Genomic DNA, 23,784 nt, shown 5'->3' with positions numbered 1-23,784 from the left:
ACCAGTGTGAAAGTAGGTTATCGTCAGGCTAGTTATATAGAAAAACCCCGTCAGTTGATTCTGGCGGGGTTTTTTGCTTTTCTGAATCTTGTGAGCTGGAATAAATAAAATCCTGCTGGAAATCGGTTATTCCAATTTAACTATCGCCTTCTGCTCAGCAGGTAAATATTAATTTGTCAATATGTGAGAATTTGTTAGATTTCATCGAACTTCTCGCACTATCTTTGTCTTAGTCGTACGAGACGCGTGTGCGCCGCACATGCGCTCAATCCAGAGACAGGGAGATAACATGCGAGCGAAACAGCAGAAAGGGGCGGCTGCACCGACAGCAGAAGGCTGCGGCTGCAGCGATACCGGTACTGGTTACCAGGGCGAAAACACCAGCGTTTCCCAGCAAATGGCCGGCGAGGGGTCGCTGGGCTGGGCCGATCCCAACGACCGAGGCATGCCCGGTGTATCGAAGCGTGGACCGCAAGATGGCATGCCATCGGGCGGCATGAGTGAGAAAAGCAGCGGCCGCGATGACGGCATGCCCGGCGGCGACATGAATGGCGGGGGCGGCTTTGGCGGCTCCGGTGGCATGGGCGGTCCGGGTGGCTCAGGCGGCTCCGGTGGTTCGGGCGGCGGTGATGGCGGTTATGGCGGCCCCAGTGGCTACGGCGGCGAAAACCTGCCGCAAGTGCGGCGCTGCGCCACCATGGACGTGCACCGGCGCCTGCTGTCGACCAATCCGGACTATGCGCGCGCCCGCGATGAAATTGAAATCCACGCGCAGCGCTATGAAAGCGGTGAACAATCGAGCCAGCGCACCGGCGTTACGCGCATTCCCGTCGTCGTGCACGTGGTGTGGAATACCACCGCGCAAAACATTTCCGACGCGCAGATTACCAGCCAGATCGATGTGCTGAACCGTGACTTCCGCCGCACCAACCCGGACGTCAGCATCACGCCAGCGCCATTCCTGCCACTGGCGACCGATTCCCGCATTGAATTCTTCCTGGCCACCACCGACCACAATGGCGCCCCCACCACCGGCATTGAACGCCGCCAGACCACGGTGGCATCGTTCTCCGACAATGACGCTGTGAAATCCACCGCCAGCGGCGGCCTGAATGCCTGGCCATCGGACCGCTTCCTCAATATCTGGGTGTGCCAGCTGGGCGGCGGCCTGTTGGGGTATGCGCAATTCCCTGGCGGCCCGGCCGCCACGGATGGCGTGGTGTGCCTGCAATCGGCCTTCGGCACCACCGGCACCGCAGCCCACCCATTCAACCTGGGCCGCACCACCACGCACGAAATCGGCCACTGGCTGAACCTGAACCATATCTGGGGCGATGATGGCACCGGCTGCGCCGGCACCGATAATGTGGCCGACACCCCGAACCAGGCGGGCTTCAATACCGGGGCGCCGACCTTCCCGCATGTGTCGTGCAGCAATGGCCCGAACGGCGACATGTATATGAATTACATGGACTATGTGGACGACCGCGCGATGGTCATGTTCACCGCCGGCCAAGTCGCGCGGATGCAGGCTTGCCTGGACGGTGTCCGCGCCACCATTGGCCTCGGGACCGGTGCGGCGGTACGCCCCAGTTCCGAGCCCGTGGTGGCGTGGGGTCCGAACCGGCTCGACGTGTTCGTGCTGGGCACCAACCGCGCGATGTACCACAAATGGTGGAACGGTTCGGCCTGGGGGCCGTCGGTCACCGGCTATGAAAACATGGGCGGCGTGTGCACCAGCGTGCCGCAAGCGGTGGCGTGGGGCCCGAACCGCCTCGATGTGTTTGTCACCGGCACCGACAGCGCGCTGTATCACAAGTGGTGGAACGGCTCCGCCTGGGGCCCGTCGGTCACCGGCTATGAAAACATGGGCGGCGTTTGCCTGGGCGACCCGCGGGTCGTGTCGTGGGGCCCGAACCGCCTCGATGTCTTCGTGCTGGGCAGTAACCGCGCGCTGTATCACAAGTGGTGGAATGGTTCGGCCTGGGGGCCGTCGTTGACCGGCTATGAAAACATGGGCGGCACTTGCATCGGCCAACCGGAAATCGTGTCGTGGGGACCAAACCGCCTGGACATCTTCGTGATCGGCACCGATCGCGCGCTGTATCACAAATGGTGGAACGGCTCGGCCTGGGGCCCGTCCGTGACCGGCTATGAACGGCTGGGCGGCATTTGCACGTCGGCGCCGCGCGCCGTGGCATGGGGACCGAACCGCCTCGATGTGTTCGTCACCGGCACCGATGGCGCGCTGTACCACAAGTGGTGGAACGGCTCCGCTTGGGGCCCATCGGTCGATGGCTTTGAGCGGATGGGCGGCATTTGCGTGGGCGAACCGGAAGTGGTGGCGTGGGGCCCGAACCGCCTCGACGTGTTTGTCATCGGCACCGACAGCGCGCTGTACCACAAATGGTGGAATGGTTCCGCCTGGGGCCCGTCGCTGACCGGCTACGAATACATGGGCGGCGTTTGCACCTCGGCGCCGCGCGTCGTCTCGTGGGGACCGAACCGCCTCGATGTGTTCCTGACAGGCACCGACAGTGCGCTGTACCACAAGTGGTGGAATGGCTCCGCCTGGGGCCCGTCCGTCACCGGCTACGAATACATGGGCGGTGTTATCACGTCGTTCCGCGAAGGCGACCAGCCCCCGGGCGGCTTGCCGGCGCCGGATACCCAGCCGCCATTGATTGCGCCTGTCACAGCGCGTAATGTACTGGAATCGCTGGTCACCATGAACGTATGATGGAAACACGCCAAGCCAACATGGGAGCCGGGACCTGGGCGCATTCGTTTGAAGAAGACGAAGGCGATATCCAGGTCTACCGCCCCCGCGCCACGTTCCCGTTCCCGCCCAGCCGGCGCGGGCGGGAAACGCTGGAGTTCGACCCGGCCGGCCGCGCCAGCGCCGCTATGCCGGGGCCGGATGACAAAATGCGGCCCCAAATGGCCGCGCCTGCCTTCGACGTCGTCGAATCGGGACCGGATATCCTGAAAATCCGGATCCATTAACCCGTTGTGTCCCGATGGCGGTCATCCCGGCCGCCATCCCCACCCCTCCTTCACGATCAATCCGGATCTCTCGCAGCCCACGCCGTTGCGCCATTGCGCCGCCATTTTCCCCGCCAGCTGCTTTTTTAAATTTTTTTGAATCCTTTTCGGTTTTCCTGGCCACTTAACCATCAGCAGTACTGATATGTGGATGCCCGGCCTAAAGTCCCTGCACCCATGTTGTCCAATTTACCCCAACCAGGAGAGTCAACCATGTTTTTCCAAAAGAACCTGCCCGGCATTGAACGCGCCATTCGCATTGCCATCGGCCTTTGCATGATTTGCGTGGGCCTGTTGTTTGCACCGCAAGAGTGGATGAAATGGTCCGCCGTGGCGGCCGGCGTGATGGCCGCCTGCACCGGTTTTATCGGCTTCTGCCCAATGTGCGCGATGGTCGGACGGAAGTTATAAGCCAGCTGCACGTACTTTTCCAAGGAGCGAGCCATGTTTTGCAGTAGATCGATAGGACTGCATTTGCTGAAGGGCGCCGCGGCGCTGACGCTGATCCTGCTGGCCGTGTACTTCGGTCCCGGCCAGCCGTTGCTGGCCATCCCGCTGCTGGTGGGCGCGGTACTTTTCCTGCGCGGCTGCCCGATGTGCTGGCTGATCGGGCTGGTGGAAACCATCGGTAACAAGCGCAACCGCAAGCCGGAACAGGGTTGACCCCGGGTTCAGCTGCGGCTTATTTCCGGTAGCGCGGCACATGAGCGCCGCGCTGCCTTTCGTCACACAATTGGAGTATCAAGATGTCGAACGAGAAGTCCCCGACCCCTGCGGCGCCGGCCGGCAAGCCGCGCCGCGTAAAAATCATCCTGCTGATGGTGCTGCTGTGCGGCGCCACAGTGGCAGGGCGCATGTGGTGGCACGGGCGCAATTTCGAAGAAACGGACAATGCTTACCTGGCCGGCCACGTCAGCACGATTTCGTCGCGGGTACCCGGCGTGATCACCAAGGTGCTGGTGTCGGATAATCAGGTGGTGCGCAAAGGCGATGTGTTGGCTGAACTGGACCACGCAGACCAGCAAGTGCGGGTGGCGCAGATCAAGGCGCAACTGGCGCAAATCGATGCCCAGGCCAAGCAGGGCGAAGCACAAATCGAACAGGCCCGTGCCGAAGCACAGGCCGTCAGCGCGCAACTGCTGCGTTCGCAGACCCAGCTCAAGCGCGCCAGCACCGATGCGGACCGTTACAGTTCGCTGTACAACAGCCAGATGAAAGCCATCGCCAAAACCGAACTGGATGCGGCAGTGGCGGCGCGCGACAGCGCCGCGGCCGACGTCAAAGCCTTGTCCCAGCAAGTGCACGCGGCCGAGTCGAAGATCGATGTCAGCCAACATTCGCGCAGCGCGCTGCTGGCGCAAAAAAATGTGCTGGCCACCCAGCTGGACGATGCGACATTGCAGCTCAGCTATCACACCATCGTGGCGCCGGTGTCAGGGCGCATCGGCCGCAAGAGCCTGGAAGTGGGCATCCGCGTGCAGTCGGGCCAGCAATTGCTGAGCATCGTGCAGGAAGGCGGCTGGGTGACAGCCAACTTCAAGGAAACCCAGATTGCGCCACTGTTCCGTGGCCAGAAGGCGACCATCCGGATCGATGCGTTCCCCGGCCGGGATTTCATTGGCCATGTCGAAAGTTTTTCGCCGGCGTCGGGTGCGCAGTTTTCGCTGATGCCGCCGGACAATGCCACCGGCAATTTCACCAAGATCGTCCAGCGCGTCCCGGTCAAGGTCGTGTTCGATCCGAAAGACTTGAAAACCCTGGAAGGGCGCCTGACGCCGGGCATGTCGGCTTTCGTGGAAATCGACCTGCGCCAGGGCGGTCCGGCTGAACGGCCGGTGGCGGTGGCAGCCAAGTGACGGGGAACAGCATGAGCGCCACCCTGGCGGACAAGCCCGCCCCGCCGTTAACACTGGTCAAGACGCCACCGCCGCCACCACCACCGGCGCCCGCACCGGCCGTGGCGCCGGCGGCGGACGTGGTCCCCGGCCGGACCTGGGTCGCCGTCCTGGCCGCCATCCTTGGCGTGTTCATGGCGATCCTGGACATCCAGATCACCAATGCCTCGCTGCGCGACATCCTCGGTACGCTGTCGGCGACCCAGGAAGAAGGTTCGTGGATTTCCACCGCCTACCTGGCGGCGGAAATCACCGCGATTCCGCTGACCGCGTTCTTTGCCCGCACCTTCGGCATCCGCGCTTACATGCTGGCCAACATGTCGCTGTTCCTGGTGTTTTCCACCTTGTGCGGACTGGCCTGGAATTTACCGAGCATGATCGTATTCCGCATGATGCAGGGTTTTACCGGCGGCGCGCTGATCCCGACCGCCATGACCCTGATCCTGATGCGCCTGCCGCTGAGCAAGCGCGCGGGCGGCCTGGCGCTGCTGATGCTGGCCACCACGCTGGCGCCCACCGCGGGTCCCGCGCTGGGTGGCTGGCTGACCGCGGCATATGGCTGGCCGTCGATCTTTTATATCAACTGGGTGCCGGGCATCCTGATGCTGTTGGGTGTCGCTTACGGCCTCGACCGTGAAAAGATGAACCTGTCGCTGCTGTGGGAAACCGACTGGCTGGCGATCGGTTCGATGGCGGTCGGGCTGGTGGCGCTGATCGTGTTCCTGGAAGAGGGCAACAGCCACGACTGGTTTGAATCGAACATGATCCGCCTGCTGTTCGCGGTGGCGCTGGCCGGCATCGCCGGCTGGATTGCGCGTGCGCTGCTGCGCGACAAGCCGTTCGTCAATTTGCGCCTGTTCGGGCGGCGCAACTTCCTGGTGGCGTCGATGGTGGCGGCCACCACCGGCATGGGATTGTATGGGTCGACCTTCCTGCTGCCGCTGTTCCTGGCGCAAATGCCGGGCTATAACTCGGCGCAGATCGGCGAAGTCATCATGTGGATGGGATTGCCTCAAATCATCGTGATGCCGTTTGCCGCCAAGTTCGCGCAGCGTTTCGACAACCGCATCATCTGCAGCATCGGGCTGGTGTTGTTTGCCATCTCGTGCTTCCTCAATTCTTCGATGGGATCGGACACCGCGCGTGACCAGCTGATCGTGTCGCAAGTGTTCCGCGCGGTCGGGCAGCCGCTGGTGATCCTGACCTTGTCGAACTTCGCTACCAACGGCATCGACATGGCCAACTTGTCGTCGGCCTCCAGTCTGTTCAACATGACGCGCAATCTTGGTGGCGCGATCGGCACCGCGCTGCTGGCAACCTTGCTGACGGTGCGCCAGCAATTCCACTGGTCGCGCATCGGTGAATCTGTGTCGGTGTTTTCCGTCGCCACGCAAGAACGGCTGGCGCAACTGACCGCCAGCTTTACCGGCGTGCATGGCGATGCGGCGACCGCCTCGGTGCAAGCGGTCAATGCGGTCAACCAGCTGGTGCGGCGCGAAGCGTATGTGATGGCCTATAACGATTGCTTCTTCCTGATGGGGATTGCCCTCTTGCTGTCGATCGCCGGTGTCTGGATGGCGGACCGCGTGATTGCAGGGCAACGCTAAGCAAGACTACAGAAAGTATGGATATGTTTAAAAAAAACCTCGTAATGGCGGGCTGCGCCTGCCTGCTGGCCGGTTGCGCCGGCACACCCATCTTGTCGGTTCCCGCCGCCGCGCCGGTGGCGCCGGCCGCGTACCAGAATGACGCACCTGCCACCTCGGCCGCCGCAGCCATGCCGGCCGACTGGTGGCAGGCCTACCAGGACCCGGATCTGTCGGCGCTGATTGCCAGCGCGCTGGAACACAACCCCGGCATCGATATCGCGGCGGCCCGCCTGATGGCGGCGCGCGCGCAATTGCAGTCGCTCGATGCCGAGCGCCAGGCGCGGGTCAACGCCGGCGCCGGCGCCTCGTATGGCGAAACCTCGGAAAACACGCCGACCGGTATCGCCATGGGACGGCGCGGCGTGCAGGGCTCGAAGTATGCGGTGGGTATCGACGCTGCGTGGGAATGGGATGTGTGGGGCCGGCGCGCGCGCGCGGTGGAGGCGGGCGCGGCGCGCACGGCCGCGGCGGAAGCGGACGTGGCGGGTGTGCGGCTGGCGCTCAGCGCCGACGTCGCGCTGTATTACTGGCAATGCCGCGCGGCGGAAGCCGACCTGGCGCTGCTGGAAAATACCAGCAATGCCCGCGCCGAGGCCGAGCAATTGCTGTCGTCGCGCTTCGATGCCGGCCTGATCGGCGAATTCGATGTGGTGCGCTCGCGCGTGGAACTGGCCAATGCCCAGGCCGATGTCGAAGATGCGCGCCGCCGCCGTTCGCTGGCGGAACACGCATTGGCGACCTTGACCGGGAAGCCGTTGCGCGACTTTGCCGTCGCGTCCTGGAACCGCCAGCGCATGTTGCCCGCGCCGCCCGCCGTGGCGCCGGGCTTGCCGGCGGACTTGCTGGCGCGCCGTCCCGACCTGGCCGCGTCCACGCACCTGGTGCGCGCGCAACTGGCGCAGCGCGGCGTTGCGGAAGCGGCGTTCTATCCCGTGATTGCCCTGACCGGCGATTTCGGGTTTGCCTCGCGCAGCCTGGAAGAACTGGCGCGCAGCGGATCACGCCAGTTCAACATCGGGCCGCTGGCATTAAGCCTGCCGATCTTCGACGGTGGCCGCAACCAGGCCAACCTGGCGCTGGCCGAAGCGCGTTACCACGAAGCGCTGGCGGTGCACCGCAACACCTTGCTGGTGGCATTGCGCGAAGTCGACGACGCGCTGACGGAAATGAAAGCGCGCCAGCTGCAAATGCGGGCCCAGCAAGCCTCGCTGGAGGCGGCGCGTCGTGCCGCCGGCATCGCCAGTGCGCGCTACGACAAGGGCGTGGCCAGCTATCTCGACGCCATCGATGCGCAGCGCAGTGTGCTGGCCATTGAGCGCGGCTTGCTGCAAAGCCGGGCCCAGGCGCTGTATGCCAGTGTGCAACTGGTACGGGCGCTGGGCGGGGGCTGGCAGGGTGGCCAGAAATTAGTAATAAAATAATTTGAATCCTTTTGCAACTTAGCGCGCACTTCGACATATAGCTCATCGGCAGTCTCGCATCCGGGTTTGCCAGGGGACGCATATGTAACGCCCGATGCCACGCCGGTCCTTGCAGGGCAAGGACCGGCGCACCGCTACCGGGCACTAACGAAAAGGTGTGATAAGAATGAAAATGAATTCGTTGATTGAATTATTGCTGGAAGCGCCACAACCCTCTGACCTGAAACTGACTTACCTGCGCAATGGCGATGAACCGGGCGCCGTGATGACGCAGGCGCAATTGCTGGAGCGTGCCCGTGGCCTGGCGGGCTGGATGACCGAACAGGGCTATGCGGGGCAGCGCGCCATGCTGGTGTTCCCGCCCGGCCTGGAATTCGTCGAAGCCTTCATGGCCTGCATGATGGCCGGCGTGATCGCGGTGCCGGTCGCACCCGCGCCGCTGGCGGGCGATGAACACAAGGTACGGCGCATGCTGGCGATCCTGGGCGATTGCCAGCCGGCGCTGGTGCTGGGCGTGCGCCAGACCATCGACAAGGCGGACGCCTTCGTGGCGCGCTATCCCCAATTCGCCGATATCGCCTGGCTGGCGCTCGATAACTTCACCGCGCATGCGCAGTATGGCGGCTTCCAGCTGGTGGCGCCGCGCGGCGATGCGCTGGCCTTCCTGCAATACACGTCCGGCTCGACGGCGATGCCCAAGGGCGTGATGCTGAGCCACCGCAATGTCGTGCACAACCTGGCCCACTTCGACCACGGCTGGGGCCACGACGAACACAGTGTCATGGTGTCGTGGCTGCCGCATTTCCACGACCTGGGCTTGCTGTACGGCGTGCTGTTCCCACTCTACAAAGGCATCGACGGCGTGCTGATGCCGCCGGCATCGATTGTGCAAAGCCCGGTGCGCTGGCTGCGCGCGATTTCCGATTTCCGTGGCACCCACAGCATGGGGCCGAACTTCGTGTATGACCAGTGCTCGGCGCGCATCCTGGACGAGGAGTGCGATGGCCTGGATTTGTCGAGCTGGCGCATGGCGCTCAATGCCGCCGAGCCGATCCGGATTGAAACCATTGAACGTTTCAATGCGCGCTTCCTGCGCTATGGACTGCGCAGCACCACCGTGACCGGCGGCTTCGGCCTGGCCGAATCCACTTGCCGCGTGACGGCGCAGGATTGGGACCAGCCGATCCGTTCGCTGCGCTTGTCGACCGCCGCCATGCAGCGCAACGTGGTGCAGCTGGCGCGCGGCGACGACATGGTGACGGAACTGATCAGTTGTGGTCCGCCGGCGCTCGATACCGACGTGAAGATTGTCGATCCGGCCACTTGCAAGGAGAGCGCCCCCGGCATGCTGGGCGAGATCTGGACCCGCAGCGACAGCGTGGCCAGCGGCTACTGGCAGCGTCCGGCGGAAACCGTGCGCACCTTTGGCGCGGTCCTGGCCGATACGCCGGATGGCCCGGCGTACATGCGCACGGGCGACCTGGGCTTCATGGACCAGGGTGAATTGTTCATTGCCGGGCGCGTCAAGGATTTGATCATCATCCGTGGTGAAAATTACTATCCGCAAGATATCGAATGGGCGGCCGAACGCGCGCATCCCGCGTTCAAGCACAGTTGCTGCGCGGCGTTCGCGGTCGAGCGCAACCATGAAGAGCGGATCGTGGTGGTGCAGGAGTTGCTGCGCCATCACAGCCAGTGGACTTACGGCGAGATGCTCGATGCCTTGCGCCGCACGGTGGCGGCCACCCATGACTTGCCGGTGGAAGCCATGATCCTGATCCGTCCCGGCACCACCAGCAAAACGTCGAGCGGCAAGATCCAGCGTTCGGCGGCCAAGGCCGCGTACCTCGAAGGCCAGCTGCAAGTGCTGGCGCAATGGGACCGCAACAGCGAACTGGCGCGCCTGGCCGCTGCGGCGCCCGCAGCCGCAGGGACGCCGGTGCCGCCGCTGCAGCCTGCGCAACCGGTGCAATCAGCGCAGGCAATGCAGGCAATGCAGGCAATGCAGGCTGTTCAGCCAACGCAGCCAATGCAGGCCGTTCAGCCAATACAGCCGGTGCAGCCGGTGCAACCGGTGCGGGCAGGGCAACCGGTGCCGCCGGAGCAAGAGACCATCGAAACCTACCTGCGCGAACAGGTGGCGCAGGTGGCGGCGTTGCCTGCCAGTGCGGTCGATGTCACGCGTCCGTTCTCGGAATATGGCCTCGGCTCGCTGGACGCCATCCGCCTGACCGGGGAGTGCGGCAAGCGCTTCAATACGGTACTGGCGCCGACCGCCGTGTACGACTTCCCCAGCATCCGGCAACTGGCGCGGCATATGCTGCAAGACATGGCGCAGCGCGCGCCGCAAGTGGCAGTCAAGCCGCTCGACGACGATGCCGTGGTGGTGGTCGGCCTGGCTTGCCGCTTCCCCGGCGCGCCGGATGCGCAGGCATTCTGGTCGCTGTTGTCCGAAGGACGCTGCGCGACGACGATCCGCACCACCACGCACGGCCCGGCGCGGGCCGGCGGCTTTATTGACGACGTGGGCTGCTTCGATAACGACTTCTTCACCATCTCGCCGCGCGAAGCCGCCTGCCTCGATCCGCAGCAGCGCATTACGCTGGAAACGGGCTGGCACGCGCTGGAAGACGCCGGCATCAAACCGGCGACCCTGGCCGGCAGCGACACCGGCGTGTTCATCGGCGCATCGGCCTTTGACTATGGCGCCCTGCAACTGTGCGAGGGCGAGCTCGATGCATACAGCGGCCAGGGTTCGGTGCTGGCGGTGATCGCCAACCGCATCGCATACCAGCTCGATTTGCGCGGCCCCAGCTTTGTGGTCGACACCGCCTGTTCGTCGGCGCTCAGTGCGCTGCACCTGGCGTACCGCAGCCTGCGCAGCGGCGAATGCAGCCTGGCGCTGGCCGGTGGCGTGAACTTGCTGCTGGCGAGCGAGTGGGACAGCGCGCTGATCCAGGCCGGCATGCTGGCCCCGGATGCCCGCATCAAGACTTTCGATGCGGCAGCCAATGGCTATGTGCGCGCCGAGGGATGCGGCATGGTGGTGCTGAAACGCCATGCCGACGCGGTGCGCGACGGCGACCGCATTTATGGCGCCTTGCTGGGCACGGCCATGAACCAGGATGGCCGCAGCAACGGCCTGACCGCGCCCAATGGCCAGGCGCAGCAGGCGCTGCTGGCGTCATCGCTGGCCAGGGCCGGTGTGGCGCCGGCGGAGCTGGGCTATATCGAGGCGCATGGCACCGGGACGCCGCTGGGCGATCCGATCGAGTGCAACAGCTGGCGCCGCGTCATGGGCGAACGCGCCACGCCGTGCTACCTGGGTTCCGTGAAAGCCAACATCGGCCACCTGGAAGCGGCGGCCGGCATGGCCGGCCTGATCAAGGTGCTGCTGTCGCTGCACCACGAACGCATTCCGGGCCAGCCGAATTTCGAGACGCTCAATCCCATCATCGACCTGGGCAACACGCTGGCCATCGCACGCGATGCGCAGCCGTGGAAACGCCAGCCCGGCGTGCGGCGCTGCGCCAGCGTCAGCGCCTTCGGCTTTTCCGGCACCAATGCCAATGTGATCGTGGGCGACGTGCCGCAGGCGCCGCCGCAGCACAGTGCGGCGGCGGCCGGCGAGGGCGCCTTGCCGCTGGTGCTCAGTGCGCGCGATCCCGCCAGCCTGCGCCGCCTGGCGGCGCATTACGTCCGCCACCTCGACAAGCTGCCGGCCGGACCATGGCGGCAAGCCCTGTACACCAGCGCCTGCCGCCGCACCGCGCAAGCATCGCGCTTTGCCGTGGTGGCCGATACCCCGGCGCTGCTGGCGGCCCGCCTGCAAGCGTTTGCCGCCAGTCCGTCCGGGACGGATGCGACGCGTAGCGCCGCCGCGCCGAAAATCGCCTTTGTCTTCACGGGCCAGGGCATTCCGCTGAAAGGGGCGGGCCGCGACCTGTACCGGCAAGTGCCGGCGTTCCGCACCGCGCTCGACCAGTGCGACGCGGTGCTGCAGCCGCTGCTGGGCCAGCGCGTCAGCGCATTGCTGTATGGCGAATCCGATGCCGCGCAGCTAGCGCAGCCGGGCATGGCGCAGCCGCTGCAATTTGCCCTGCAATACGCGCTGACCAGCGCGCTGCTGCAGTTCGGTGTCCGCCCCCACGTGGTGATGGGGCACAGCCTGGGCGAATACGCCGCCATGGTCGGCGCCGGTGCGCTGACGCTCGACGATGCGCTGGCGCTGGTGGCGGCGCGTGGCGCGCTGACGCAAAAGCACGCCTTGCAAGGCGCGATGCTGGCGGTGTTTGCCGATGAAGCGCTGGTGCAGGAATCGATTGCCGCCACCGGTGCGCAAGTCGACCTGGCCGCCATCAATGGCCAGCACCATTGCGTGGTGGCGGGCACGCCCGCCGCCATTGCGCAATTCAGCGATTACCTGACGGAACACGGGCTGGCTGAATTCCGCAAGCTGGCGGTGGAGCGCGCTTATCACTCCGCGCTGATCGAGCCGATGCTGCCGGCGTTTGCCGAAGCCGCGCAGGCTTGCCGCTATGCGGCGCCGGTGCTGGACTTGATTTCCAACGTGACCGGCGAGCTGTGGCCGGCGGGCGAAGCGCCTGGCGCCGCCTACCTGTTGCGCCACTTGCGCGAGCCGGTGCGGTTCTCGGATTCGCTCGACACCCTGGCCGCCGCCGGCGTCACGCTGGCCATCGAAATCGGCAGTAAGCCGGTCCTGTGCAATATCGGCCAGGCGCACCTGGACGACCGGGGGCCGCGCTGGGCCCCGACCCTGCGCCATAACGGCGACGACTGGCGCGCCTGGCTCGACAGCCTGGCGCAAGCGTTCGAGGGCGGTTGCGAGGTGGACTGGACGCCGCTGTTCGCCCAGGGAGACCGCCAACTGGCGTCGTTGCCGCCGTATGCCTTTACCCGCCGCCACCACTGGTTCAAGCAGCGCGTGCAGGCGATGCGCGCCGCCCAGGAAGCCGAACCAGCCGCCGCCGCTGCCCCGGTCGCACCGGCGCCAACGCCGGACCAGGCCGTGGATCAGACCGTGGCAGGCCGCCTGGCCGCCATCATGTCGCGCCTGCTGCACGTACCGGTGGAGCAGATCGACCACACCAGTTCGCTGATCGAACTGGGTTGCGATTCCATTGTGCTGCTGTCGTTTGCGCGCAGCGTCAGTGACCAGTTCGGCGTGGCGCTGCAAGCCCATACGATCTTCGAGCACTACCCCAGCATTGCCCTGGTGGCGGCATTCCTGGCGGGGCAGCAGGGCGGCCATGCGCATCCAGGCGCCACGGATTCCCTGGCGCAGCCCCTGTGATCCCCGGACCCAACGAAACCCTATCAGGAGCCATTGTGCGTAATACCGAAGAAACCGCAGATTCCAATGACCTGGACCTGCATCGCAGCATGCCGCGGCCGGCGCCGCACAGCGTCGCCGCCGACATCGCGCTGGAGCATGCGCCGTATCCCCTCACCGATATCCAGGAAGCCTATTGGATCGGTGAGCAGCCCGCTTACCGGCTGCATACGCCAGCCTATTTATACCGTGCGTTCAGCACACCGGAACTGGACCTGGCGCAATTGAGGGCTGCGCTGGATGCGCTGGTCCGCGCCCACCCCGCGCTGCGCACCAGCGTGCTGCCGGACGGGACACAGCACGTGTGCGACCGGGGCGTCCCCATTGCGGTGCACGTCAACGACTTGCGCAGCCTGTCCGCGACCGAGCGCGTCCGCCTGGTGGCGGAGCGCAAGCGCAACCTGGACCAGCTGCTGGCGCCGCTCGGTGTGGCCGCGCCGGTGATTTGCTTCGTCGACCAATTGCCGCAGGGCTACCACATCCATTTCCTGTTCCGGCTGATTGCACTCGATGGCCAGTCGATTGTGCAATTCATCAATGAGCTGGCGGCCCACTACCTGGGGCGCGGCGCCGACCGCCTGCCGGGATTGAGCCATCGCTTTTTTGTTGAGCAACAGCTGGCGGCGCATCAGCAGTTGGCCTATCGCGCCAGCCTGGCGTATTGGGAACAGCGGCTGGAGACTTTGCCGGCCGCGCCGGAATTGCCGCTGGTGGACCATGAAGCGATTCCGCACCGGTTGCGCTTTGTCCGCCGCCAGTTGCGCCTCGATGCACAGCAATTCGAACAGTTGCAGGCGCAAGGGCGCCGCCTTGGCGTGACGGTCAATGCCTTGCTGTGCACCCTGTATGCCGACGTGTTGCGGATCTGGTCGCGCAACCGCAACTTCACGCTGAACATGCTGGTGTCGCAGCGGCCCGAATCCGCGCCGGAGTTGCGCGATGAACTGGGCAACTTCAGCAGCACACTCTTGCTCGAATTGGTGGAGCAGCCGGGATCGTTCCGCGCACGGGCACTGGCCTTGCAACGGCAACTGTACCGCGACCTCGCGCACAGCCAGGTGGCGGGTGTGCAAGTGATCCGCCGCCTGAAACGCGGCGGCAATGGTTTGCCGGCCATGCCGGTGGTGTTTGCCAGCACGCTGGGCCAGGACCGGGCCACGCCTGCCGCCACCCATCGCGACCTGGGCTGGACCGTGCAAGACGGCGCGTTGCATACGCCGCAAGTGTGGCTGGACCACCAGGTCTACCTCGATGAAGGGAACCTGGTGTTGAACTGGGACAGCGCGCAGGGCGTGTTCTTGCCGGGCGTGATCGACCACATGTTTGCGGTGTACGAAGCGCATGTGCGCAGCGTGCTCAATTGTCCCGACGCGGCGCTGGACGCGGCGCCGTTGCAACCGGTGCTGCCACAGCGCCTGCTGGCGGCCCGGCAGGCGGCCAACGAGACCGCCGCCGCGCTGCCGCGCGGCACCTTGCACAGCTTCTTCGATGCGGCAGCAATGGCGGCGCCGGCGCGCACGGCCATCCTGTCGGCGGCGCGCACGCTCAGCTACGGTGAGCTGCGGGCGCTGACCGCTCGGCTGGCGGCCCGCCTGCGCGCGGCCGGTGTCGGCCGCAACGACCTGGTGGCGATCCTGGCGCGGCGCGGCTGGCGCCAGGTGGCGGCCGCGATGGGGGTGGCGCAGTCGGGCGGCGCCTACCTGCCGGTGGCCAGCGACTTGCCGCCGGCGCGCCAGCACTACCTGGCGGGCCAACCTGGCGTCAAAGTGCTGCTGGCTGAACGCGATTTGCTGGCCGGGCTGGAATTGCCGCCCGGTGTGACAGCCATGGCGCTGGAAGACGCCTTGCCCGACGGCCCGGTGGGCGAAGCCGCCGTGCTGGAACCGCTGGCGACGGAAGATGACCTGGCTTATGTGATTTTCACGTCCGGCTCGACCGGCAATCCCAAAGGCGTGGCGATTACCCACCGCGCCGCCGTCAATACCGTGCAAGACGTGATGGAGCGCTTCGGTATGCGCGCGGACGACCGCGTGATCGGTATCTCCGCCTTTAATTTCGACCTGTCGGTGTACGACATCTTCGGTACGCTGGCCGGCGGCGCGGCACTGGTGCTGCCGGAACACAGTGCGACGCCGGATCCGGAACGCTGGGCCGCGCTGGTGCGCGAGCACGGCGTCACGGTGTGGAACACCGTGCCGGCCCTGCTGGAGATGCAGCTCGAATATTGCGGTGCCGGGGCGGCGCAACAACTGGCGTCGCTGCGCCTGGTGATGCTGAGCGGCGACTGGATCCCGGTGTCGCTGCCGGGCCGGCTGGCGGCGCAGGTGCCGGCCGCCATGCTGGTGAGCCTGGGCGGCGCCACCGAGGCCGCGATCTGGTCCAATTATTTCGTGGTGGGTGAAGTGGACCCGGCATGGAAAAGCATCCCTTATGGCTGGCCCCTGAGCAACCAGGAATTCCATGTGCTCGATGGCGCGCTGCAGCCGGTGCCGACCTGGTGCGCGGGTGAATTGTTCATTGGCGGGACCGGGCTGGCGCAAGGCTATTACAACGACCCCGAGCGGACCGCCGCCAGCTTTGTCTTTTGTCCGCGCAGCGGGCAGCGCCTGTACCGCACCGGCGACATGGGGCGCTACCACGCTTCCGGCCACATTGAATTCCTGGGCCGCAGCGATACCCAGGTCAAGATCCGCGGCTACCGCATCGAGCTGGGCGAAATCGAGGCGGCGCTGGAGCGTTGTCCCGGTGTGCGCGGTGGCGCCGTCGTGGTGCGCACCGTGGGACAGGAGCGCCAACTCGTCGCATTCTTCACCGCCGCCAGCGCACAATGCGACGCGGCCGCCGTGCGCGCCAGGCTGCAGGCGGTCTTGCCGCCCTATATGGTGCCGGCGCTGATCGAGCGGGCCGGGCAAATTCCCGTGACCGCCAATGGCAAAGTGGACCGCAAACAGTTGCTGGCGCTGGCGCAGGCGCTCGGCCAGTCCGAAGTGGTGAAAACCGCGCCGCGCAATGCGGTGGAAATGCACCTGGCGGCGATCTGGCGCGAACTGCTGCAGGGCGCCGAGATCGGCGTGGAAGATGAATTTTTCCAGATGGGTGGGACGTCGCTGCTGGCGGTACGCCTGCTGAACGCCATCACGGCGGCATTCGGCAAGCAATTGCCGCTGGCGTCGCTGCTGCGCCACGGCACCATCGCCGCGCAGGCGCGCCTGCTGGCCGAGAGCGGCGAGGTGGCCCGGGCGCGCGCGCCGCTGGCGCCGATCCGCGCCGGCAGTGTTGGCCACAGCGACTTGCTGGTGCTGGTGCATCCGGTCGGCGGCAACGTGCTGTGCTACCGCGAACTGGCGGAACTGGCGCCGGCGGGGATGGAAGTGGTTGGCCTGCAATCGCCTGGTGATGGCGCCACGCGCAGCGTGCCCGTGCTGGGCGCGGCGTATGTCGCGGCGCTGCGGCAACTGCTGGAACAGCGGGGCGGCGCGGCTCATGGGCTGCATTTGATGGGCTGGTCGATGGGCGGCGTGCTGGCGCACGAAATCGCGCACCGGCTGGAAGCCGATGGCATGGAGGTGACATCGGTCACCATGATCGACAGCTGGTGCGGCAAACCGGATGCGGGACCGTCGGACCGCCTGGAAGAGTTTGCGTTGCTGAAGAATTTTGTCGGCGACTTCCTGCACGGCGCCGCGCTGCCGGCCGCTTTCGATACGCTGGCGGAGCGTCCCGCGCCGCAGCGCATCGGGCTGGCGCTGGATTTGCTGCGCGACGCTGGTTCCGTGGCCGGCCACTTCACGCCGGGCCAGTTTGCCGCGCTGCTGGAGGAATACGCATCGAACTTCAATGCGCTGATCCGGCACCGCCCGGGCGCGGTGCGCGCGCCGGTCCATCAGTACCGCGCGGCGCGCTGCACGGCGTTTCCTTTCCTCGCGCCATTTGACGCCGCGGCCCGGGCTGCCGGCGTGGCGGTCAGCGGCGCCAACGTCCTGCTGGACGAAGACCATTTCAGCATCATGGGCGAGCCGGTGTTACGGCGCATCGCCAGCGAGCGCTTTGGACAATGATTTCGCACATTTAGACTATGAGTTTGGATTATCAGCATGCTTAAAAAAATCGACACCATCATCATCGGCGCCGGCCAGGCCGGCCTCGCCACCAGCCACCACCTCACACAGCAGGGCTGCGCGCACCTGGTGCTGGAACAGGCGGGCCAGGCCGCCAGCAGCTGGCGCCATGGCCGCTGGGATTCCTTCACGCTGGTCACGCCGAACTGGGCGTTCCGCCTGCCGGGCGCCGAGTATCAAGGGCCGGCGCCGGAAGAGTTTATGGGCCGCGACGAAGTGGTGCAGCGGCTGGAACGCTATGCCGCCGGCATGCCGGTGCAATATGGCATGCGGGTGACCTCGGTGCGGCGCCATGCCCGGATGCAGAAACAGACGCAGACGCAAGCCTATACGGTCGAGACGGCGGATGGGCATTTCGAGGCGGACAATGTGGTGGTGGCCACCGGCCTGTTCCAGCGGCCTGCACGCCACGCGGTGGCGCAGCGCCTGCCGTCCGATGTACTGCAACTGCATTCGAGCGGCTACCGCAATCCGGCGGTGCTGCCGCCCGGCGCGGTGCTGGTGGTGGGGAGTTCGCAATCCGGCGCCCAGATTGCCGAAGAATTGCGCGCCAGTGGCCGCAGCGTGTACCTGTGCGTGGGCAGCGCCGGACGCGCGCCGCGCCACTACCGGGGCAAGGACTGTTCCGAATGGCTCGACGTGCTGGGCCTGTCGGAGCGCACGGTGGAGCGCTTGCCATCGCCGGCGGCGAAGTTTGCCGCCAATCCGCATGTGGTGGGCAAATCCGGTGGCGGCAATCTCAACCTGCACCAGTTTGCGCGCGACGGCATGATGTTGCTGGGAAGGCTGACCGATGCCGCCAATGGCCGCATTCGGCTGGCGCCCGACCTGCACGTCAACCTGGCCAAGGCGGATGCGTTCGAAGCGCAGTTCACCGGCATGATCGATGCCTATATCGCGGCCAACCAGCTGGACATTCCGCCGCAGGCCTTGCCGCAATTGAAGGATGGCTATGCGGTGCGCTTGCGCGACGAACTCGACTTGCGCGAGGCCGGCATTACCACGGTGATCTGGGCGGCAGGCTATGCGTTTGACTTCAGCATGGTGAAATTGCCGGTCCTGGACGCCGATGGCTACCCCATGCAGCAGCGCGGTGTGACGGCCTACCCAGGCTTGTACTTCGTCGGCCTGCCGTGGCTTCACAAACAAAAGTCAGGTTTGCTCAGCGGTGTGGGCGACGACGCGGCCCACGTCGCGGCCCATATCGCCAAGCGGGGACTGGAGAAGCCGGGTCTGGAGCCCGGCGACGCCAGGGCGGCGTAACCGGCGCGGGGGCGGCGGGACATCGATGTCGTAGCAAAATTGTATAATTTCTAACTCAGAAATGTTGCAATTGATCAAAGTTTTAATACATTGCTCGGACTTCACATCATGATCCAGTACGAAGGACAACTCGTCGAGGCCGCCTGCAAGGGCGATCCCTCCGCCATTGAGAAGCTGTTGACCTTGTCGCAGCCCGACTTGCGCCGTTTTGCGCGGCGCTCTTGCGCCAGCAGCGAAGATGCCGATGACGCGGTGCAGGTCGCACTGTGGAATTTGCAGCGCAATATCGGATCGCTGCGCATGATTTCCGCCCTGGCGGGCTGGATGTTCAGGATTATCGAGCGCGAGTGTTATCGGCTGCTGCGTATCCAGCGCAAGACCGAGGAATTGACCGACGTCATGGCGGACAACTTGCAGCAAGCCCCGGTGCCGCAGGCGCTGCGGCGCGACCTGGCATGTGCGCTGGCGGCCTTGCCGGCCGATTACAGGGAAGTGCTGATCTTGCGCGATGTCGATGAATTGACCGCGCCGGAAGTGGCTGAACTGTTGAAGATCACGGTGCCGGCCGTGAAAAGCCGGCTGCACCGCGCCCGTTCCATGATGCGCGACCGCCTGGTTTCCGCGGGCTACGCCTCGGCGAAGGGTGAACTCCTGCATTAAGCATAAGCGTTAAGCGTGTAGCCCGGGCCGCGTTGCCGTGGCCCGGGCTACATCACATCACTTCACTTCATCAGAACTTGAAGTTGCCGTCCGCGCGCGGCAGCGTGCCGCTGCACGTTGCCGGGGTGGCGAACTCGCGGTTGCCCGACGCCGTTGCCTGGTTGCTTTCCCATGCCGCCGTGCTGCCATTCCACTTCACGTACTTGTACTGGAACGACGTCCCGGCCGGCAGGTTGACTGTCCCGGTCCAGGGCACGTTGGCGCCGCTGCCCTGGATCGCCAGCGCAAAGCCGCTGGCCGGCGTCCAGTTACCCAGCTTGACGTTGTTACCGACCACGTACAGGTTCTGGCCCACCACCGTATTGGCATTGGCAATCGTGAAACTCACCTGGCAGCCACTGGCGGCAAGCGTCGTCACCGGCAGTGCGCTGCTGGCTGCCGAGGCATTGCCCGCCGCGTCAAACGCTTGCACCGTGTAGCTGTAGGTGGTGGCTGGCGCTGCCGTGCTGTCGGTATAGCTGGTGCCGGTGGCGGTGCCGATCAGCGCGCCGTTGCGCTGGACGTAATAGCCGGTGACGCCCACGTTGTCGGTTGCCGCGCTCCACGACACGGTGGCGCCGGTGGCGCTGACATTGCTGGCCGTCAGCCCGGTGGGGACGGTCGGCGCCGTGGTGTCAACCACGCACGGGTTGGCACCGGTGCTGACGGCGCCGTTTTCCACGCGCGACAGGCCGGTGCCCATCGTGTAGTTCTTGCCGCCATTGTTATCCCACGTGCCGGCGCCATTGTTGAACACTGCCTGCATGGCCGACGCGGTGGACAGGTTGGCCGTGTACGACACCCAGCCCGTGCATGCCGCCGTCATGGCCACGCCGGGCACCGTGGTCCAGGTACCGCCGGTTGGCGAATAGTGGATGTTGGCGCTGTTCCAGCCGGACGGCAGGCGGTAATACACGGTGGCGAGATTGCCGGCCGGTGTGGTGACGGAGCGGGCAGGAGAGGCGGGGCCCGCGTTGCCGGCCGCATCCTGGGCCCGGATGGTGTAGCTGTAGGTGGTCGACGGTGTCAGGCCATAGTCCGAGTAACTGAGGCTGGCCGCGGTCCCGACCTGGACGCCGTTGCGCAGCACCAGGTAGCTGGTGACGCCATAGTTGTCGGTGGCGGCGGTCCACGTCAGCACCGCGCCCTGCGGTGTGAGGTTCGACGCGGTGGGCTGACCCGGCGCGGTCGGCGCCTGCGTGTCGGGCGCCTTGGTGGTCACGCCCAGTGCGGCGCTGGCGCCGGACTGGTTGCCGGCGGCATCGAATGCCGACACCGTGTAGCTGTACGGCGTCGATGCGGTCAGGCCCGTGTCCATGTAAGCGTTGGCCGTGGGCGAGCCCACCTGCACACCGTTGCGGAACACTTTATAGCCGGTGACGGCGATATTGTCGGTGGCGGCCGGCCACGACAAGGTCACCGAGCGGTCGGTCAACTGGCCCGCGACTGGCGTACCGGGCGACGTGGGCGGCGTACTGTCCACGGTGAGGAAGGGATAGACGCCATTGACCGTGCCATTGATATCTTCGGCATAGCCGGACCCGCCGGTCACGGCCTTGTAGCGGCCGGCGCCGACAAACACTTGCTGGATTTCCGAGCGCGTCACGTTGCCCAGCGTGTCCGTCATTTCCACGTAATAGTCGAGCAGCTGGTTGCGGTAGTTGGACAGGTACGTGTAATACAAGTCGCCGATGTCTTGCGCGGGCAGGGCGGCAATGGTATCGCGGGTGGCGGCGTTCCACGCCACGCCATTCATGTCCGGCTGCAAATCGCGCACCTGCATCGGATAGGTTTGCCACGCGCCGACTTTGGCGGGCGTGATCGACAGGCCCGGCGTGCCGGCCAGTGTTGCCGGGTCATACACCTTGTACGTATCGTCATTGGCGTCGATATTGTTCGACGCATGGACGCGCACTTTCACGGTGGCGCTGGCGATGCCGGAAACGTCATGGCCATAGGTGTAGATCGCGAAGTCATTGCTGTAGTGCTGGACCGTCCAGCCTTCGGCCTTGGAGGCGTTGACGGAACCGGGATTGTACGGATAGCGCTGCGGCCACCAGACCGATGGTCCGGTGCGGTCGCTGGCCAGGCGCGCCTGCACATACGGCCTGGCAAACGACAGCGCGTTGTTGAACGCCAGCGTGGGTTTGACCGAATCATCCTTGTTTTCATCGTAGTAGCCGAAGCCGGAATCCATGGCCGGCAGCAGGAAGTACCAAGCCAGTTCGGCGGGATTGGCGCCGCCCGCGTAATCGCTGGCGGGATTGCCTTTCACCGGGTACGACATCATCCACGGATTCAACTGGTTGCCGGGATGGGTGACCTGGTTGTCGAGCGCGGTGGTGGGCGACCAGTGGTTCGGGTGCGCGTCGAGCCAGATCTGTTCGGCGGTCTTGGTGTAATTGAGCGCCGCCTGCAGCAGGGCGAAATTACGCTCCAGGTAGTGCCAGCCGTGTTCCAGCGACACCGTGGCGCCTTCCTGCTGTCCTTTCAGGTTGAGCTTCGGCGCCAGGTTGTTGCCGGTCACGCGGTTGAATTCCGCGAATTGGCCCTTCCAGATCATGAACGGCAAACGCCAGTGGTACCAGGTCGGATCGGACGAAGAGTCGCGGGTATCGATCCACGAACCATCTTGCACGTGCTGCACGTCGGCGGCGGGGATCGGCTTGGCTTTCAGGTATTCGTCGATGCCGAGGCAATAGCCATTGCCGCTGCACGTGGTGGAGTGGCCCGCCTGCCAGGTGCCTAGCGAACCGGCGCGGCCGCTGGAATTGTCGCCATCGTGTGCGACGACGAAGAACTGGCGCGGCTCGAGCGCGGCATACGGTGCGATTTCATCGACCGTCACGGCGCCTTCCCAGCCTTCCAGCCACGAACCATTCTGGCTGACGGGAATGCCGGCCACTTTGGTGACCGCCCCGGTGGCGGGATCGACGTGGCGCACCCAGTGCGGCGTGGACGCGAACGGGAACTTGTTGACCACCACTTGCTGTTCATGGGCCATCTGCGCGGCGACCCAGCTGCCGGTGGTGGACGTGTTGCGCAGGCTGGCGCGGTTCGGCGGCGACGTCAAGGTATCGCCCGTCGCGTCATAGGTGGCGTACGGGTAATCCTTCAGGGTGCGTGAAAAGTGGTTGTTGCCCAGGACCGACCATTGCACGCCGAGTTTCGACAGGGTGGGAATCAGCCGCTCGGAAAACCCCAGTTCGGTCGGGAAATAGCCTTTCGATGACTGGAAGCTGCCGCCGAGGAAGTGCGGCTGCGCCAAGGTGACGTTCTGGTAAATCAAATCCTTGAGGAAATACTCCGGACCGACCAGCGGGCCCATGGTGTGGTGGCCCGTGAAGTGCACGGTGTCCAGCGTGCGGTAATTGTTGGTGGTCTTGAGCGAGGTGAAGGTGTTGAGCCAGGCCGCGCCCCAGGACGGGTTGTTATAGCCGGGCACGTTCTGCAGGGTGCTCAGGCTTTGTACATTGTTGATGACGGCGCCGGACATGGTGACGTGGATTTGTCCCTTGGCGCTGGACCAGCTTTGCATTTCATTGGCCACTTGCATTGGCCAGTACAGGTAGGCGCCGGTTTTCGCGTCGTGCGAGTAATAGGCGACCAGGTCGTCGTGCGGCATGATGGCGCCGCCCAGCGATGCCGGCAGGTAATAGCTGTAGCCGGCCGGTGGACTTTGCTTCAGGTTGATGACTTCGCCGTCATAGGTATAGCGGACCGGTGCGCCGATGGCGGTGGCATTGTATTTGGCCACCGGATCAACCGCGTAAAACGGCCAGAAGTTCGGCATATGGTTGTGGTACACGTGCGCCGCCGGAATGGTGCCGGCTGAGGCAATGCCAGCGGTAAACATGGCAGCCAGGCAGGCGGCCAATCGTTTCTTGCGGAATTGCCGGGTTCGTTCGCTTCGTTCGTTATGGAATTGCATGCACATCTCCTGTCACAGGTTGGAACTGCTGATGGAAAGCGCAGGGGCAGGGCCGCGACAGTGCCGCCTGGCGTGGTGGTACCTCGCCGGGAAATGCGATGACTGCTGTCGTAGGAATGTCTCGTGCGGGCGCCCTTTGCGGGACTGCTTGTGTGTGGCTTGTATGAATACTACCGAAGTGCTTTTTGAGCAGCCGCGATAGCTATGGGTAAACTACGTGGGTGTGAAATATGTGTCAACGTTTACTTTGTAGTTTACCTACATTGCGCGACAACTTGCGCAGAAGGTGTTGCTTTGCTATAGTTCTGTCCCCGCAGCGCTGAGATGCCTCAGGCAAAACAGCGAAGCGAATCAAGGGGTTGACGAGAATCACGAAACACTAGATAATCTCGCTTCTCTGCTGCTGACGA

12 protein-coding genes are annotated in these 23,784 nt (G+C 65.0%); 11 read left to right on the top strand and 1 reads right to left on the bottom strand.

Annotated features, from left to right (window positions below):
* Positions 1–289 precede the first annotated feature (289 nt).
* From AC1RRC_RS32815 to AC1RRC_RS32765, 11 genes are all read left to right on the top strand, one after another.
* Positions 290–2,740, top strand: coding sequence for a DUF8189 domain-containing protein (locus AC1RRC_RS32815; RefSeq protein ID WP_493060102.1), 2,451 nt, complete (start codon positions 290–292; stop codon positions 2,738–2,740).
* Positions 2,737–3,006, top strand: coding sequence for a hypothetical protein (locus tag AC1RRC_RS32810; protein WP_493060100.1), 270 nt, complete (start codon positions 2,737–2,739; stop codon positions 3,004–3,006). The genes AC1RRC_RS32815 and AC1RRC_RS32810 overlap by 4 nt, the downstream gene beginning before the upstream one ends.
* A 216-nt stretch (positions 3,007–3,222) precedes the next feature.
* Positions 3,223–3,456: a YgaP family membrane protein gene (locus AC1RRC_RS32805; RefSeq protein ID WP_493060099.1), complete on the top strand. Its 234-nt coding sequence runs from the start codon at positions 3,223–3,225 to the stop codon at positions 3,454–3,456.
* A 33-nt stretch (positions 3,457–3,489) separates the two neighbouring features.
* On the top strand, positions 3,490–3,708 hold the full coding sequence (locus tag AC1RRC_RS32800) for a hypothetical protein (RefSeq protein ID WP_493060098.1): 219 nt from the start codon (positions 3,490–3,492) through the stop codon (positions 3,706–3,708).
* An 83-nt stretch (positions 3,709–3,791) separates the two neighbouring features.
* Complete coding sequence (locus AC1RRC_RS32795; RefSeq protein WP_493060096.1) at positions 3,792–4,901, top strand: HlyD family secretion protein; 1,110 nt, start codon at positions 3,792–3,794, stop codon at positions 4,899–4,901.
* Between the two features lie 11 nt (positions 4,902–4,912).
* A complete protein-coding gene (locus tag AC1RRC_RS32790; RefSeq protein ID WP_493060095.1) occupies positions 4,913–6,547 on the top strand; it encodes a DHA2 family efflux MFS transporter permease subunit in 1,635 nt (544 codons plus the stop codon).
* Positions 6,548–6,564: 17 nt separating this feature from the next.
* Positions 6,565–8,010: an efflux transporter outer membrane subunit gene (locus tag AC1RRC_RS32785; protein WP_493060094.1), complete on the top strand. Its 1,446-nt coding sequence runs from the start codon at positions 6,565–6,567 to the stop codon at positions 8,008–8,010.
* Between the two features lie 166 nt (positions 8,011–8,176).
* Positions 8,177–13,324 (top strand): beta-ketoacyl synthase N-terminal-like domain-containing protein, encoded by a 5,148-nt coding sequence (locus AC1RRC_RS32780; RefSeq protein WP_493060093.1) that lies wholly within the window; start codon positions 8,177–8,179, stop codon positions 13,322–13,324.
* Between the two features lie 35 nt (positions 13,325–13,359).
* On the top strand, positions 13,360–17,421 hold the full coding sequence (locus AC1RRC_RS32775; protein WP_493060092.1) for a non-ribosomal peptide synthetase: 4,062 nt from the start codon (positions 13,360–13,362) through the stop codon (positions 17,419–17,421).
* A gap of 36 nt (positions 17,422–17,457) precedes the next feature.
* Positions 17,458–18,744 (top strand): NAD(P)-binding domain-containing protein, encoded by a 1,287-nt coding sequence (locus tag AC1RRC_RS32770; protein WP_493060091.1) that lies wholly within the window; start codon positions 17,458–17,460, stop codon positions 18,742–18,744.
* A gap of 108 nt (positions 18,745–18,852) precedes the next feature.
* Positions 18,853–19,404, top strand: a complete 552-nt coding sequence (locus AC1RRC_RS32765; protein WP_493060089.1) for an RNA polymerase sigma factor — start codon at positions 18,853–18,855, stop codon at positions 19,402–19,404.
* 70 nt (positions 19,405–19,474) lie between these two features.
* Here the strand turns inward: AC1RRC_RS32765 and AC1RRC_RS32760 are convergent, their stop codons facing one another.
* Entirely contained in the window at positions 19,475–23,374 is a 3,900-nt protein-coding gene (locus AC1RRC_RS32760) for a carbohydrate binding domain-containing protein (RefSeq protein ID WP_493060088.1), read from the bottom strand.
* Between the last annotated feature and the right edge of the window lie 410 nt (positions 23,375–23,784).

The organism is Pseudoduganella sp. GW821-FHT12E03, from assembly GCF_058807115.1.
The sequence above is the reverse complement of the archived record's forward strand: the minus strand, read 5'-3'. Positions and strand labels throughout refer to the sequence as shown.

Coding starts and splice junctions, on each gene's coding strand:
- AC1RRC_RS32815 (WP_493060102.1), top strand. CDS start 290: ATGCGAGCGAAACAGCAGAAAGGGGCGGCTGCACCGACAGCAGAAGGC.
- AC1RRC_RS32810 (WP_493060100.1), top strand. CDS start 2,737: ATGATGGAAACACGCCAAGCCAACATGGGAGCCGGGACCTGGGCGCAT.
- AC1RRC_RS32805 (WP_493060099.1), top strand. CDS start 3,223: ATGTTGTCCAATTTACCCCAACCAGGAGAGTCAACCATGTTTTTCCAA.
- AC1RRC_RS32800 (WP_493060098.1), top strand. CDS start 3,490: ATGTTTTGCAGTAGATCGATAGGACTGCATTTGCTGAAGGGCGCCGCG.
- AC1RRC_RS32795 (WP_493060096.1), top strand. CDS start 3,792: ATGTCGAACGAGAAGTCCCCGACCCCTGCGGCGCCGGCCGGCAAGCCG.
- AC1RRC_RS32790 (WP_493060095.1), top strand. CDS start 4,913: ATGAGCGCCACCCTGGCGGACAAGCCCGCCCCGCCGTTAACACTGGTC.
- AC1RRC_RS32785 (WP_493060094.1), top strand. CDS start 6,565: ATGGATATGTTTAAAAAAAACCTCGTAATGGCGGGCTGCGCCTGCCTG.
- AC1RRC_RS32780 (WP_493060093.1), top strand. CDS start 8,177: ATGAAAATGAATTCGTTGATTGAATTATTGCTGGAAGCGCCACAACCC.
- AC1RRC_RS32770 (WP_493060091.1), top strand. CDS start 17,458: ATGCTTAAAAAAATCGACACCATCATCATCGGCGCCGGCCAGGCCGGC.
- AC1RRC_RS32765 (WP_493060089.1), top strand. CDS start 18,853: ATGATCCAGTACGAAGGACAACTCGTCGAGGCCGCCTGCAAGGGCGAT.
- AC1RRC_RS32760 (WP_493060088.1), bottom strand. CDS start 23,374: ATGCAATTCCATAACGAACGAAGCGAACGAACCCGGCAATTCCGCAAG.